The organism is Undibacterium sp. (assembly GCF_030683615.1).
Lineage (GTDB): Bacteria > Pseudomonadota > Gammaproteobacteria > Burkholderiales > Burkholderiaceae_D > Undibacterium > Undibacterium umbellatum.
Genome location: NZ_JAUXQE010000004.1, coordinates 35,901 through 50,692 on the forward strand (window position 1 = coordinate 35,901; position 14,792 = coordinate 50,692).

Here is a 14,792-nt window from a genome sequence, read left to right on the forward strand (position 1 = left end):
AAAAGGAAATAAAATGGATTTTCAATACAGCCCCAAAGTCAAAGATTTGCAGGCACGCCTGATCGCCTTCATGGATGAGCACATCTATCCAAATGAAAAAACTTTCTTTGGTGAGATAGCTGCCAACCGCAAGGCAGGCAATGCATGGATACCGACCAAGGTGGTTGAACAGCTTAAGGCCAAGGCACGCGATGCCGGTTTGTGGAATCTCTTCCTGCCAGAATCTGGCCACGGCGCAGGCTTGACCAATCTGGAGTATGCGCCCTTGTGCGAAATCATGGGACGTGCTGTCTGGGCACCAGAGGTATTCAATTGCTCGGCTCCTGATACCGGCAATATGGAAGTGTTTGCCCGCTACGGCACACCAGAACATCAGGAACAATGGCTGAAGCCCTTGCTACGTGGTGAAATCCGTTCCTGCTTTGCCATGACAGAGCCGGCAGTGGCGTCATCTGATGCCACCAATATCGAATCATCGATTGTGCGTGATGGCGATGAGTATGTCATCAATGGTCGTAAATGGTGGTCGTCTGGTGCCAATGATCCGCGTTGCAAAGTGTTCATCTTCATGGGTAAGAGCGACCCAAGCAATCCTGACCGCCACAAGCAACAATCAATGATCATCGTACCGCGTGATACACCGGGCGTGACCATACTGCGTGCCTTGCCGGTCTTTGGTTATGACGATGCGCCACATGGTCATGGTGAAGTCCTGTTTGAAAACGTGCGGGTACCAGCATCCAACATCTTGCTGGGCGAAGGTCGTGGTTTTGAAATTGCCCAGGGCCGCCTCGGGCCTGGCCGCATTCACCACTGCATGCGTTTGATTGGTATGGCAGAGCGCGCACTGGAAGACATGTGCAAACGCTCTCTGACACGTGTGGCCTTTGGCAAACGGGTAGCAGACCAGGGCGTGACGCTGGAACGAATTGCCAATGCCCGCATCCTGATCGACCAGGCGCGTTTCCTGGTCTTGAATGCTGCACAGATGATGGACACGGTCGGCAACAAGGCCGCAGCTAAAGAAATCGCCATGATCAAGGTAGCAGCGCCAACTATGGCTTGCCAGGTCATCGACTGGGCGATACAGGCGCATGGCGGTGGTGGCGTGTCTGACGATTTTGGTCTTGCATACTCGTATGCGCAAGCCCGTACCTTGCGCTTGGCCGATGGCCCGGATGAAGTACACAGGAATCAGATCGGCAAGATGGAGTTGAAGAAATATACGGAGAAAAAATAATTACTTGTAGTTTCATAAGTGCGATTTACGGGTAGTTCCGGATTGGCTCTTCCTCTTTCCGAGGCAGGGCTTTTCCGACGTTAACTTCCCAGTTGGCTGACATTTTCAAATTATTCTTATAAAGAGAGACAAAAATGCGCGACTTACAACCCTGGATCAAATCTTACCCCGCAGGCGTACACTGGGACGCTGACCTGCCGATCAGCAGCGTGCCACAATTGCTGCATGATGCCGTTGCCAAATGGGCGGACTTGCCAGCCTTGGAATTCATGGGCAAGAAGACCAGCTATGCTGAACTGCAAAAACTGGTGAATCAGGCCACCAAAGGTTTCCAGCAACTCGGTGTCAAACCTGGTGTGCATGTGGGCCTGTATCTGCCCAACACACCACATTATGTCATCAGTTTTTTCGCCATCCTCCAGGCCGGTGGCACGGTGGTGAACTACTCACCTCTTGATGCCGAGAAAGTGCTGGAGCATAAAATTGCCGACAGCCATACCGACATACTGGTGACGCTCGATATGGTGATGCTCTACCCGCAAATGGCCAAGATGCTGGGACATACCCGCTTGCAAAAACTCATCATCGGCAATATTCCAGAGATGACGCCTTATCCTGATGCCGTCAAGGCGAACCTGGACAAGGCAGGGCAGCTCAGCGCCATTCCTGAAGACACCCAGCATTTGCTGTTTGCAAAGCTGCTGGACAATGGTGGTGACTACACGCCCATCCCGGCAATCGACCCCAGGGAAGCCGTCGCCACCCTGCAATATACAGGTGGCACTACCGGCTTGCCTAAAGGGGCAATGCTGACCCATGGCAACCTGACCACGGCTTGCAGCCAGATCATGGAAACCACAAATATCGAGCCGCGAGTGCTGCAAGAAGGCAAGGAAAAGCTACTTGCTGTGCTGCCACTGTTCCACATCTACGCCTTGACAGTCGACATGCTGTTTGGCATACGCATGGGAGCAGAAATTGTCTTGCATACCCGTTTTGATGCTGATGCCGTGGTGAAGGATCTGGCGAACAAGAAGATCACGGTATTCCCAGGCGTGCCTACCATGTACACCGCCATCATCAACCATCCGCAAATCAAGGAATATGATCTCAGCGCGCTGAAGTTTTGCAACTCCGGTGGTGCGCCCTTACCGACAGAAGTGCTGCAACAATTCCAGGCCCTGACAGGTTGTACGTTGCTCGAAGGCTGGGGCATGACCGAGACCTCACCCACTGGCACCTTCACCCCTCTGGGCGGCGTGCGCAAGGCTGGTTCCTGTGGTTTGCCGACACCAGGCATACGTTTTAAATTTGCCAGCATTGATGACATACGCCAGGAAGTGGCCTTGGGTGAACGTGGCGAAATCTGTGTCGCTGGCGCGAATATCATGAAAGGCTACTGGAACAAACCAGATGCCAACCGCGACGCTTTTACGCCTGACGGTTACTTCCGCACTGGCGATGTAGGCTATATGGATGCGGACGGCTTTGTGTACATCGTCGACCGTACCAAGGACATGATCTTGTCTGGTGGCTACAACGTCTATCCGCGCAATATCGAAGAGGCGATTTATGAACACCCGGCAGTCGCCGAAGTCAGCGTCATCGGCATCCCCGATGCGTATCGCGGTCAGGCGGCCAAGGCCTTTATCAAACTCAAGACAGGGCAGACAGCCTTCAGTTTTGAAGACTTGAAGGACTTTTTGAAAGATAGACTGGGCAAGCATGAAATGCCGCAAGCCATGGATATACGTGCAGAATTACCGAAGACCCCGGTAGGTAAATTGTCCAAGAAAGAATTGTATGAAGAAGAAGCGAAGAAAAGGGCTGCAGCCTGATCAATGTCGACTAAGCCTGTCCGAGTCAGGCTAAAACAGTTTTGCGCGTTTATGCGGCTTTCTGGTTGTTTTTCGGAAAGCCGCATTTTTTCTTATCTTGATATTTTTTCCTTGAGTTGCACTTGTAAAGACTGCAAATCTTTGACGCTGCGCTCGACAACAATAGTTTTGGTATCTATCGCCTGACTTCGACTGCTGACCTGTAGTTCAGGCACGGCTTTTCTTGGCCTCACGGGTTGGGGATGACGCAGAAAGAACATGGCTTGCTCCTTGAATTTGCAACACCAGATTGAGACTCAATCTCAGATTTCAAGTGCGGCATCTTGCACGACAGTTAAGCACTTCGCCTGCATTCTCGTAGAGCATCATGAGGCTTGCAATTACCGCCAGTCCGGACGTTGTATTGCTTTCCCGAGTCTGCAATGAAAGTGACAGTCACAGTATAAGGATTACCCCAACCGGAACGAAAGTAGTGCAAATGCGCTCTATATTCAGGCTGAAAATCAATTTGTATTTTGGCTGCCGCTAGCCAGTCTGCTGGAATTCCCTGCTTATTCAAGATTGCAAGCAGCTTCACTTTGTAGTCATGCATGATGGCATTGAACTCGGTGCTGTCCGGCGTGCAGACGATATTCAGCAAATCTAGTGTGACGGTAGAGATAGCGTGTTCATGCGCAAACCGGCAAAGCTTGCCTATGGCCCAATAGCCTTCCAGATCATTATTTCGGCTATTAAAACTGTCAATAATTCCTGCTGCTACCGATGTGAGTTGTCTTCTGCGCGGCATAGGCGTTCTTTACATGGCAATCAGCCTGCTAGGTTAAATTGATCAGCGCACTACGCAAATCCGGATAGTCAAATACAAAGCCTTCACTTAATAATCTGGCTGGTATTACACGCTGGCCTTCCAGTAATAAATCAGCTTGCTCACCCAGCATCAAGCGCATAGGCCAGCCTGGGGTAGGGAAGAAACTGGGGCGATGCAAGACACTGGCGGCGATGGTGCTGAACTGCTTTTGCGTCACTACTTCAGGTGCGGTGAAATTATAAGCACTATCCAGCGGCAGGCTGGCTTCATGCTGCCACAGGTGGGCAATGCCACGCAGCACATCATGCACATGTATCCACGATTGCCATTGCTTGCCTCTACCCAGCGCACCACCCAGGCCCAGCTTGATGGGCAGGAGCATCATGCCCAGTGCACCTTGCTGGCCCAGGACAACGCCGAAACGCATCTTGGCAACCTTGACGCCGTAAGTACTGGCAAGCTGGTTGGCTTGTTCCCATTCCTGGCACAGTTCAGACATGAAGATGGGTTGTGGTGCTGCGCTTTCAGTCAATTCTCTGTCATCACCCGGTGCCTGTATGCCGTAATAGCCTATGGCTGAGGCTGCCAGCAATAGCCTGGGTTTGCTTTCTGCTCTACTGATCCACGCAGTGATTTCTTTGGTCAGGCCAGTGCGGCTGTTTCGCAATTCTGCCTTGCGTTTTTCCGACCAGCGCCAGCCTAGTATGCGTGCACCGGCCAGGTTGATGATGACATCGATGCGCTGATTTGCGGGTAAATCTTGCATGGAGGCGATAACCCTGGCCTTGCCATCAAATTTCCAGCTTGCCTGTTTTGGATTGCGGCTGAGTATCGTCACTTGCTGCCCATCAGCCAGTAGAGCCTTGACCAGCAAGCTACCGATAAAGCCAGTGGCGCCGGTGACCAAAACCTGCTCTGATTTGTCGCTGAAATGGTTCATGCTTGCCTGCCTTTCTTTGATTGCGATTTTACCGAGATGGAGTGCAGCCAGCCCATCCCGTATGCCCGACATACCCACGCCCACACCACATAATGCCAAAAAAACACTGAGCCAGCCCTGTGGTTGCCACAACATCTGTGTAGGGGCGGCAAACCACTCTGGCGTATTCAAGACCAACAAGGTGATAAAGGCACCGCCATTAATCGCAAGTACGGTGTGTGTCACGCGTTCAGTGGCTGGCAAAAGGCGGGTCTGGTCTTCGATCACGAAGTCCCACAAGGTCAGGACGATCTCCACGCCAAACACCAGCAATAATACAATAGCCCAGGCGCCATGCCAGGCCCATGCCGACAAACCAATAAACAGCGCACTGTAAATGAGGGCGCGGGTCGCATGTATACCCAACTCTGTGCGGGCACTGGCGCGTTGCGGTAAGGCTTCAGTCAATTCATGGTGATACAGTGTATCGAAAGCGCCGAGCAAGCCTTGCGCGGCCATCAATTGCAGGGCGATTAAATGAGTGTTCATGATGCTGCCTCAGTATGAATTTCCTTGAAAATGCCGATCTGGGTAAACGTGCGCCCAAACAAGGCGTGTTTGATTTCTATGCGGATATTGAATTGCTCAGGGTTGTCATTGCGATGGCATAGATAAGTTTTGCCCGGTGTGAAAATGCCGGGTATGGGAATGCGATAACCAAGCACATCCCAGAAATAACCATCGCTGGTGAAGTAAAGATTACCTTCATGTACGCGCAGGATCAGTTTCATGCCTAGGCCCATGCCCACATATTCGAGCACTTCGCCTTTTTCACTTTCCCGCATATACGATGTGAACTGTATCGGCGGCCTGTTGTGGAGGCGGTATATCCTTTGCTTGAAGATGGCAGGGCAATCTGGCTTGGAATACACCATGATATCGACAGGAAAGTCATGATCGGTATAAGGGATCAAAGCCCCGGCTATCATAGGTTTGGTCAGATGACCCAGGAGTTTGCCTATCCTTGAACAGCTCAATTCGCTGAGTACACCTGTGTAATACAAAGGCTTGTCAGGTTCAGGATTTTTGGCAAACCTGGCCTGGATATCCGGGTGCAGTTTCAGCCATTCCTTGCCCAGTATTTTCCTGAACAATTCACCTTCAGACGGGATGGATTTGCTATCTGGGTTCATGCACTTCCCTCAGTATGTTCAGTGTTCTGTGCATCCATTTTCCACAAAATGAACAGGGGAGGGATCATGCTCAGGACAGCAACGACATCTATCCATACATTGATCAGCATATTCGCCTGCATGGAAATCAGCATGTCTTGCGGTGCCCATACCAATATGCCTATCATCAGCCACAGCCAGGCAATGCGGCTGCGATGCTGGTTGCCCAGATAAATCAGCGCACCCATCCACAAGCCTACGGTTTGTACGGTGGCGCCAAAAAGACTCATCCACCACACCTGCATGTTTCGCGCCGCATCTGGTGCAGCCTGTGGCCAGAAATGGCTCTCAATGAGCTGGTGATAGACCTCGACCAGGCCAGTGGCACTGATCCAGGGCAGCAGGAGGCCGATGATGAAATGGGCAAAAGCAGCTGCATAAAGCCAGCATATCAGCCATTTGCGTAATGATGATTGCCTTTGTTGCATGTATTTTCCTTTATTTCTTTAATTTCTGTCGTTACAGAAATTAAAGATTAAATGTGAGGGCCTGTCAAGCGATTTGCAGCATATCTTTCAGGTCGGCCCATGGCGTACAATCCACGCTGCAACCCTATTTCAAACCTAAAACATACAAAAACCATGAAAGTCCTGCTCGTCGAAGACGACCCCATGATTGGTGAAAACATACAGATTGCTCTCGAAAGTGAAGCCAATCTGGTTGATTGGCTGAGCAACGGCGAAGCTGCAGAGACAGCCTTGCAATTCCATAGCTATGATGTCTTGTTGCTGGACTTGAGCTTGCCACAGCGCGATGGCATGGAAATACTAAAAGCCTTGCGCAAACGCGGTGATACCTTGCCAGTGCTGGTCATGACGGCACGCGATGCCGTGCCTGATAGAGTCCGTGGCCTGCATGCCGGTGCGGACGATTACCTGGTCAAACCTTTTGACCTTGATGAGTTGCTTGCCCGCATGCATGCGCTGGTACGCAGGTCCCGTGGCCGTGCCGATACTTCATATATCTGCGGGGAAGTGGTTGTCAACACCACCACCCGGCAAGTGTTTGTTGGTGAAGAGCAGGTCATACTCTCTTCGCGTGAATGGACCATCCTTGACGCTCTGGTAGCACGCCCCGGCGCCATACTCTCGCGCAGCCGTCTGGAAGACCAGTTGTTTGGTGCCACCTCAGAAATCGAAAGCAATGCAGTCGAAGTGTATATCCACGGCTTGAGAAAAAAACTGGGCCAAAAATTCATCGTCAATGTGCGTGGCGTTGGCTATATGGTTGAGAAAAGCGTGGTTGAGAAAAGCACATGAAGTCTTTGCGCCTGCAAATGATGCTCTTGTTTGGCATGGCCATTCTGGCTGCCGCAGCCTTGCAATTTGCCAGCTCGCTGCATGCCGCCATTGGTGAAGCGAACAAGCTGTTTGATTACCACATGCAGCAAATGGCACTTGCCTTGCAGGACGGTGATTTTGATCAGGTAGACTGGCACAACCTGCCAGGCACAGAACTTGATGATTTTGATTTTGTCGTACAAGTCTGGTCAGAAGATGGGGCCAGGGTTTACCAGTCACGCCAGCACCGCAGCCTGCCCAAGCAGGCTGCGCTAGGCTATTCAACGGTGACGCTGGAAAACGGCGACTGGCGCGTGTATGCCGCAGAAGAGAACAAGCGTGTCATCCAGGTTGCCCAAAAAATGGGTTCACGCAGGGACAGGGCAATATCGTTTGCGCTGAGCACCTTGTGGCCGGTAATACCTGTGTCCCTACTCTTGTTTTGCGCCGTCTGGTGGGGTATCAATTCTGTCCTTGCACCTCTGAACCGCATAGGTAGCGAGCTGGCCAACCGTAATGCCAATTCCACTGATCCGGTTTCATCCGACGGTGTCCCCAGGGAAGTGTCATTGCTGGTGACGGAACTGAATTCCCTGTTGAGTCGCATGGGCCTGGCAATACAGTCGCAACAGCGTTTTGTCGCCGATGCCGCGCATGAGCTCAGGTCACCCATCACCGCCTTGCGCCTGCAGGTGCAAAATCTTGGCAGGGTTAAGGATGAAAAAAATCACGAGCAAGCCATCAATCGCTTACTCGGCGGTGTCGACAGGGCTTCGCGCCTGGTCGAGCAATTGCTGGCGCTGGCCAGGCAAGATCCAACTTCACAAGCCAGCCTGAGCTTCCAGAGCATCACACTGAATACCTGCATAGAGCAGGCTGTCAGCGATGTCATGCCCTTTGCGCAATCCAGAAAAATCATCATCAATGCAGAAATGAATGAGCTGCTTGAGCTGCAAGGCGATAGCGAAAGTCTGCGCATCATGATACGCAATCTGCTAGACAATGCCGTGCGCTATATACAGGATGAGGGCAGGGTACAGATCAGTCTCAGCCATGACAAGGATGGATTGCGGCTGGGTATACAGGACACTGGCGACGGCATCCCCGTAGAAGAACGTGCACGTATCTTTGACCGTTTTTATCGTGTCGCAGGTACAAATAAGAGTGGCAGCGGTCTGGGGCTGGCAATCGCCAAAGCCATTGCAGACCGACATCATGCGACGATCAATCTGGCCGATGCAGCTTTGGGTGGGCTGGAGGTAATTATCCTGTTTACTGCTGCAAATAATCAGTCAAATTGACTGATTATGACAATAAAGTTGTTTTTTTTGAAAAAATTCTCAGCTTAACCGGAATAAATGGGAAATTTTAAGATTCACCTAAGTTTCTTGGGGCAAGATGGCGAAGTTTCATAATACCTGATACCGGAAATGTTCTGTGGCAGGTTTGAATCGACCAATCAAAAATTTAGAGAGTATTTACATGCGTGCAATCAACACATTCAAAAACGCTGCTGGTTTGGCAGCAATTGCTACTTTGTTAGCAGCTTGCAGTTCACCAGTTAAAGTAGCCGAACAGCCAGCACAACAGCCTGCAACAACGACTAAGCCTGTAGTTACAGACACTCGTAACGTAGCTCCAGTAAAAGCAGAAATGGACCCATTGAATGATCCAAATAGCCCGCTGGCAAAACGTAGCGTCTATTTTGACTTTGACCAATACGTAGTTAAAACTGAATACAGTGGCACAGTCAACGCTCACTCTAAATATTTGGGTACTAACAAAGGCAAGAAAGTCCTGATCCAGGGTAATACCGATGAACGCGGTGGCAGTGAATACAACCTGGCGTTGGGTCAAAAACGTGCAGAAGCCGTGCGCAAATCCTTGTCCCTGTTAGGCGTTCCTGAAGCGCAAATGGAAGCTGTATCCCTGGGCAAGGAAAAACCAAAAGCCACAGGTAGTGATGAAGCTTCCTGGGCAGAAAATCGTCGTGCAGATATTATCTACTCAGGTAAATAATTCTTGACATGACTAAAACCAGTTTGTATTCGGTGTCATGAAATGACGCCAGTATGCAAACTGGTTTTTTACTATAATATTGACGCAAAATTGTTAGATCTGTTGCGATGTCATCGCCTTAGCAATTTTGCGTCAGCCTTATTTGTTTAATCCCGTGACAGAATTGATGTGCCCAGATGTTGAAGCCGAAGTTGCTTGTAGTCCTGATGTTTTATTGCGGCAGCCTGTCTGCCATGCAATTGAATTCGCAAAATGTCATTGTTGTCGATGAGCGCAATGGACAGGTTTTGCTGGAAAAAAATGCTGATGAAGTAGTGCCCATTGCCTCGCTGACCAAGCTTATGACAGCCATGGTGCTGCTCGACAGCAAAGCCAATATGGGTGAGAAAATCTCCATAGAAGAAGAGGATAAAGACCAGCTCAAGCATAGTCGCTCCCATGTCACCATAGGTTCAAGCATGACCCGCAGAGAGGCCTTGCAACTGGCTCTGATGTCTTCCGATAACCGTGCTGCCGCCGCACTGTCACGTACTTACCCTGGTGGTCAGGGTGCATTCATGGCGGCTGTCAAATCCAAATTGATTGCCTTGGGTATGGGGCATACCGTCATACGTGAAGCGACTGGCTTGTCGCCAGAAAATACCTCAACGGCGGCTGATCTGGTGAAGATGACGCAAGCTGCATCCCGCTATCCGGAAATTGCCGACATCACCACTGCCAGTGAAGACAGCGTCACACTGAAGAATGGTCGCAGCCGAGAATTCCATAATACCAATCGCCTGATTGGTAAAAAAGGCTGGGACATACTGTTATCGAAAACCGGTTTCACCAACGAAGCGGGTGCCTGTCTCATCATGCGTGTGAAGTTGGCAGGTAAAAAAGCCACCATGATTTTGTTGAATGCGCGAGCAAGTTCTGCACGGTGGACGGATGCCTTGAATATTGGGAAACTGCTGGGGTATAGAGAAGAAATCAAGGCGAAGACAGTCAGGCGACATAACCGTCATCGTTGAATTGCCTCGTTTGTGTCAGCGTCCTGCATTGATGGGCAATAAAAATTCGACAGCTATGCTAGCATGCCAGTTCTTATTTGAACTCTGACAGGAATCGCCATGCCCCGCTTAGTCGAAATTCGCATTTATCGCCTGAAACCCGGCGTTGCCGAGGCGTTTCATCACACCGTGCATACAATCACTGTCCCCATGTTGAAAAGCAGGAATATGGACGTGGTCGCCTATGGCCACTCAGACCATGAAGAGGCAAGCTACTACATGATACGTGCTTATGCCAGCCGTGATGCACTGGAAGCCGAACAAAATGCCTTCTATGGTTCCAGCGAATGGAAAAACGGTCCCAGGGCAGAATTAGTCGATTGCATCGATACCTATATGAACACCCTGGTCTGGCTGTCTGACGAGGGCGTTAACAGTATGCGTGAACTTAATGCGCACTAGTCAGCCAAACACTCAGCTTGCTTACCCAGACCGCTGGATAGATGGAGCAGGGCTGTGAATGACAAAGCATACATGCCTGGATGTGCAGCGTGAGGCATGTACGGTGGTTTTAGCGCGCTATGCTATTGCTGCGCTTGATCTTGTTCTGTAGCTGCAGTAATCCATAAATCAGGGCTTCTGCGGTTGGCGGGCAACCAGGGATATAGATATCAACCGGGACGATACGGTCACAGCCGCGAACCACGGAATACGAATAGTGGTAGTAGCCACCACCATTGGCGCAAGAACCCATGGAAATCACATAGCGTGGCTCGGCCATCTGGTCATACACTTTGCGCAGGGCCGGGGCCATTTTATTGGTGAGGGTGCCAGCGACTATCATCAGATCTGCATGGCGGGGACTGGCGCGTGGCATGAAACCGAAACGATCCATGTCGTAGCGGGCGCTGGCGGCCTGCATCATTTCCACAGCGCAGCAAGCGAGACCAAAAGACAGATACCACATGCTATTGCTTTGCACTTTGTTCATCAAGTCATTGACGTTGGTCAGGATGTAGGAATCCTGAAACAAACCTGATTGCTCTTCCATGGATGGTGCTCCTTCTATGAGATGCACCGATTATGCATTCAAGCGATGATTCGGTCTTGTACCGAAACGACATCGATCTCATCAGAGGGAATAAACAACTCCCCCAATTCAGTTTCGTTAAAGCTGAATGCCCAAAGTGCAGGATCTTGTCCGGCAATGCCACGTATCAGTTGTGCTGGCGTATGTCCAGTAAAACGCACAAAGTCGCGGTTCATGTGTGCCTGGTCTGCATAGCCAAAATTCATGGCGCATTCTGCCCAGGTCTTCGCTGGCAGTCTGCCCAGCATGACTTGCATCAGGGATGTGCCGTAGCGTAAATGCTGTTTGTAGCTGCGCAAACTGAGGCCAAAACTGGCCAGAAAGCGTCTTTCAAATTGGCGTGTGCCTAAACCCAGGCTGTCAGCTAGTTCCTGTGCTGGTTTATTGATCCAGTGATAGGGAATAACCAGCGGAGCAATGCGAGGTTTTTCAAGCAAGCGCAAGCGTAACAGCATACTTTGTACTACATCCAATTGGGCTGCAGTACCATTGGCGGCGTCCAGTTTTTCATTCACTTCCGTGTAGTGGGATAGCGGCAATACATCGGCCAGATTGATAACGGCGTCGCTAAATTCGTCTACAGGGTAACCTAGTATATTGCTGAGTTTACCAGGGCGAAAAGTCGTTGACATGAAGCGTGAGCCGGGCTGGGCCTTGCCCCGCGAACGATGCCGGTTGGGGCCGACGATGGCGAAGCGAAACAAGGTCTGCCCGTCTTCCATTTCCATCGCACCGTTTAAAACGACGATCAACATCGGTAGTGGACTGGCTGGCACGGTGTACCAGCACGATGGTACTTCCTTGACCAGAAAATGCATGCAGATATCCGCCAACAAGGGATGTGGGGCAAGGCTGGCATGTGGTAAAGAAGGATCTTGCAATTGACGCTAGCTCTTATTGCGGAAGAAATTGTCGCTATTGTAGCCTCTTTGCTTAAAACGCTTTATTCACTAAAGGCCTTATTCACTCTTGACCGCTTGCTCCTTGGCCTGGTCTGGCTGGATATAACATGTAGCAGGTAGCGCGTCGGGCTTTATTTTGTAAAGATAAGTTGCAGTCGGAGTCTGGGTGCCCGGTTTTAGTTTTATGGTCTTGAAATAGCGTTTTCTCAAATCAGCATTGGCGCGCAGATTCAAGGCGATATCGCTCAGGAGTATCAGGGGATTGGCGGCAATGGGGGCGAAATCCTGGCCTGGCCGATACTTTGAAAAAGCAAAACCCAAACGTTTTACATAAACTGGAAACATGGCTTTGCTGTCTTCCATGCCGCAAGCCAGCAGTACTGCAATTGCCTGGTGCTGGGCTGATGCTTTCCATTTACCGCTCTCGTAATAATACAAACCGGCATCATCATAATTTTCTATGGTGCGCCAGCTGGTTTCCGGCAAATGCCGGGTCACTTTAAGTGCTGCAGCATTGAGCTGTAAGGCCTTCTTCTGATCCTGATTTTTTTCGAATGCACTCATAGCTGCATTTCGCAACTTGTCTGCTTTTGCTTCAAGCAGAGTTTGCCCCGCATCTGCGAGAGATGGGAGGCTGAATAGCAGAAAAACGGTGAGTTTTCTCATGGCCTGCATTCAGTTTGCGATTTGTCTAATTATAGGCTGCTTCATTACTAACTCACAACCAACCTTGATCCCGCGCCAGACGGAAGGCATCCACGCGGTTTTTTGCATGCAGTTTACTGATCGCTTCTGACAGATAATTGCGCACGGTTCCTTCTGATAAATGCATGAGCTTGGCAATTTCGGTACTGTTGGAGCCAGTGCCTGCCAGGCGCAATACCTGACGTTCGCGTTCGCTCAGAGGGTCTTGCTCGCCACCCCAGCTTTCCATGGCCAGTTCAGGCGCTATGGCGCGTCCACCAGCGTGTACTGTGCGTATGGCTGTGGCCAGCGTGTTTGCAGGCGCATCCTTGAGCATATAACCGCGCACGCTACTTGCCATGGCGCGGCGCAGATAACCGCTACGTGCAAAAGTGGTCAGGACGATGACCTTGCTGTTCAGTTTTTTCTCTGCTACGGCAGCGGCCAGTTCCAGCCCCGTCATGATGGGCATTTCAATGTCGGTGACGAGTATGTCTGGTTGTTCTTTTTCGCACAGTGTCAGGGCTTCCTGGCCATTCTTCGCTAGGCCGATGACTTGTAAATCATCTTCCAGTCCTAGCAGGGCGGCCAGCGCACCAGATACCAGGGCTTGATCTTCGGCGATGACGATGCGTATCATGTTTCTTCTTTCATGGGCAGAGATAACTCCAAATGTAATCCTGTTATGCCAGGTTTTGTGCTTACTTGCAAGTTGCCACCTAGGGCAAGCACACGTTCACTCATACCGTTGAGCCCGCTGCCTTTGTGCACAACACCAGTTTTTCCGGCGATGCCATTGTCACTTATTTTGAGGACGATGTGCGAGCCTTGCCGGTGTAGCCGTATATGACATTGGCTGGCCTGGGCATGTCGTATGATATTGGTGATCGCTTCCCGTACAGCCAGTGCCAGTACATTTTCCAGGTTCTGGGGCATGGTGAACTGTTCTACATCACAGAGCAAGGCGACTTGTGCTGCATCCAGCGTGTTTTTGGCGGACTGCAATTCATGACCAAGGCCGGTAGCACGATAGCCAGTGACGGCAGCGCGGACTTCAGCCAGTGCCTGTCGTGCTGTGTGTTCGATATCATGGATTTCTTTCTTGCAAGCTTCTGGATTTCTATCAAGGAGTTTGCCTGCCAATTCGGCTTTCAGAGTAATCACCGAAAGGGTGTGACCCAGCAAGTCGTGCAAATCTCTGGCGATGCGCTCACGCTCACTCAGTGCAGCCAGATATTCGACTTCTTGCTGCTTGGCGATCAGGTTTTCATTACTGCGTGACAGGCGCTCCCCCATGATGGCACCGATGCCACTGGGTATGCTGAAGATGATTGCCGGTACCCAGAAAAAAGTTTCCAGTTTCATGAGAATGCTGGAGATCATAATGGCCATGCCTACGGCGAGCAAAGTCAAATATGCCTTGCGTGTATCTGGCAAGCGCGCGGACATGGTGGCTGCAAAGATGCAGAAAGTGGAACCGCCAAAATTGTAGGGCGCCCAGATAATGCCCATGGCGCAAACGGTTACGATGCATGCGTAAATGCGCCAACCAGTACACCAAAAACTATAAAAGTAAACCGGCAAAAAGAATAACAGGCTCAATGCCAGGGCGATCAATTCCTGACTGTTGGGAGCGACATACAGATATTTCCAGCTAAAAATGGCAAATGAGAAAAGCCAGAAATAAGGTGCTTTTCCAAAGCGCGCTGGCACCCAGGGGAAAGAGAGGGTCGATAGAATTGATATGCTCACGGTTTTGCCTTGGGTGCGTATTTCAATAAAAGCAGC

At 50.7% G+C, this 14,792-nt stretch carries 16 protein-coding genes; 7 read left to right on the plus strand and 9 right to left on the minus strand.

Going from position 1 to position 14,792, the window contains the following annotated elements; genetic code table 11:
* The first annotated feature begins 13 nt into the window (after nt 1–13).
* Together Q8K39_RS01125 and Q8K39_RS01130 are read left to right on the plus strand one after the other, a co-directional pair.
* Nucleotides 14–1,240 carry an acyl-CoA dehydrogenase gene (locus Q8K39_RS01125; protein WP_305257954.1) on the plus strand — a complete coding sequence of 409 codons (1,227 nt, stop codon included), beginning with the start codon at nt 14–16 and terminating at the stop codon, nt 1,238–1,240.
* Between the two features lie 134 nt (nt 1,241–1,374).
* Nucleotides 1,375–3,078, plus strand: a complete 1,704-nt coding sequence (locus Q8K39_RS01130) for a long-chain fatty acid--CoA ligase (RefSeq protein ID WP_305257955.1) — start codon at nt 1,375–1,377, stop codon at nt 3,076–3,078.
* A gap of 334 nt (nt 3,079–3,412) precedes the next feature.
* Here Q8K39_RS01130 and Q8K39_RS01135 read toward each other — a convergent pair whose 3' ends face one another.
* From Q8K39_RS01135 to Q8K39_RS01150, 4 genes are read right to left on the minus strand one after another with little or no spacing between them, the layout of a single operon-like run.
* Nucleotides 3,413–3,865: a hypothetical protein gene (locus Q8K39_RS01135; protein WP_305257956.1), complete on the minus strand. Its 453-nt coding sequence runs from the start codon at nt 3,863–3,865 to the stop codon at nt 3,413–3,415.
* A gap of 28 nt (nt 3,866–3,893) precedes the next feature.
* A complete protein-coding gene (locus Q8K39_RS01140; protein ID WP_305257957.1) occupies nt 3,894–5,354 on the minus strand; it encodes a TIGR01777 family oxidoreductase in 1,461 nt (486 codons plus the stop codon).
* Nucleotides 5,351–5,998, minus strand: a complete 648-nt coding sequence (locus Q8K39_RS01145) for a DUF4166 domain-containing protein (protein ID WP_305257958.1) — start codon at nt 5,996–5,998, stop codon at nt 5,351–5,353. The genes Q8K39_RS01140 and Q8K39_RS01145 overlap by 4 nt, the downstream gene beginning before the upstream one ends.
* Nucleotides 5,995–6,465 carry a cell division protein gene (locus Q8K39_RS01150; protein ID WP_305257959.1) on the minus strand — a complete coding sequence of 157 codons (471 nt, stop codon included), beginning with the start codon at nt 6,463–6,465 and terminating at the stop codon, nt 5,995–5,997. Before Q8K39_RS01150 ends, Q8K39_RS01145 begins: the two co-directional genes overlap by 4 nt.
* A 153-nt stretch (nt 6,466–6,618) precedes the next feature.
* Here Q8K39_RS01150 and Q8K39_RS01155 point away from each other — a divergent pair, with 153 nt between their 5' ends.
* The 5 genes from Q8K39_RS01155 to Q8K39_RS01175 all read left to right on the plus strand — a co-directional run bounded on the left by Q8K39_RS01155 (nt 6,619) and on the right by Q8K39_RS01175 (nt 10,790).
* Nucleotides 6,619–7,296: a response regulator gene (locus Q8K39_RS01155; RefSeq protein ID WP_186954749.1), complete on the plus strand. Its 678-nt coding sequence runs from the start codon at nt 6,619–6,621 to the stop codon at nt 7,294–7,296.
* Nucleotides 7,293–8,618: an ATP-binding protein gene (locus Q8K39_RS01160; protein ID WP_305257960.1), complete on the plus strand. Its 1,326-nt coding sequence runs from the start codon at nt 7,293–7,295 to the stop codon at nt 8,616–8,618. Before Q8K39_RS01155 ends, Q8K39_RS01160 begins: the two co-directional genes overlap by 4 nt.
* A gap of 181 nt (nt 8,619–8,799) precedes the next feature.
* Nucleotides 8,800–9,336, plus strand: a complete 537-nt coding sequence (gene pal / locus Q8K39_RS01165; protein ID WP_305257961.1) for a peptidoglycan-associated lipoprotein Pal — start codon at nt 8,800–8,802, stop codon at nt 9,334–9,336.
* A gap of 176 nt (nt 9,337–9,512) precedes the next feature.
* On the plus strand, nt 9,513–10,349 hold the full coding sequence (locus Q8K39_RS01170) for a serine hydrolase (protein WP_305257962.1): 837 nt from the start codon (nt 9,513–9,515) through the stop codon (nt 10,347–10,349).
* 99 nt (nt 10,350–10,448) lie between these two features.
* Nucleotides 10,449–10,790: an NIPSNAP family protein gene (locus tag Q8K39_RS01175; RefSeq protein WP_305257963.1), complete on the plus strand. Its 342-nt coding sequence runs from the start codon at nt 10,449–10,451 to the stop codon at nt 10,788–10,790.
* Nucleotides 10,791–10,899: 109 nt separating this feature from the next.
* Here the strand turns inward: Q8K39_RS01175 and Q8K39_RS01180 are convergent, their stop codons facing one another.
* The 5 genes from Q8K39_RS01180 to Q8K39_RS01200 all read right to left on the minus strand — a co-directional run bounded on the left by Q8K39_RS01180 (nt 10,900) and on the right by Q8K39_RS01200 (nt 14,756).
* Nucleotides 10,900–11,379, minus strand: coding sequence for an NADH-quinone oxidoreductase subunit B family protein (locus Q8K39_RS01180; RefSeq protein WP_186954744.1), 480 nt, complete (start codon nt 11,377–11,379; stop codon nt 10,900–10,902).
* Nucleotides 11,380–11,417: 38 nt separating this feature from the next.
* A complete protein-coding gene (locus Q8K39_RS01185) occupies nt 11,418–12,299 on the minus strand; it encodes a helix-turn-helix domain-containing protein (RefSeq protein WP_305257964.1) in 882 nt (293 codons plus the stop codon).
* Between the two features lie 78 nt (nt 12,300–12,377).
* Nucleotides 12,378–12,884 (minus strand): hypothetical protein, encoded by a 507-nt coding sequence (locus tag Q8K39_RS01190; protein WP_305257965.1) that lies wholly within the window; start codon nt 12,882–12,884, stop codon nt 12,378–12,380.
* 154 nt (nt 12,885–13,038) lie between these two features.
* Nucleotides 13,039–13,644 carry a response regulator transcription factor gene (locus Q8K39_RS01195; protein WP_305257966.1) on the minus strand — a complete coding sequence of 202 codons (606 nt, stop codon included), beginning with the start codon at nt 13,642–13,644 and terminating at the stop codon, nt 13,039–13,041.
* Nucleotides 13,641–14,756 carry a sensor histidine kinase gene (locus tag Q8K39_RS01200; protein WP_305257967.1) on the minus strand — a complete coding sequence of 372 codons (1,116 nt, stop codon included), beginning with the start codon at nt 14,754–14,756 and terminating at the stop codon, nt 13,641–13,643. The genes Q8K39_RS01195 and Q8K39_RS01200 overlap by 4 nt, the downstream gene beginning before the upstream one ends.
* Nucleotides 14,757–14,792 lie beyond the last annotated feature (36 nt).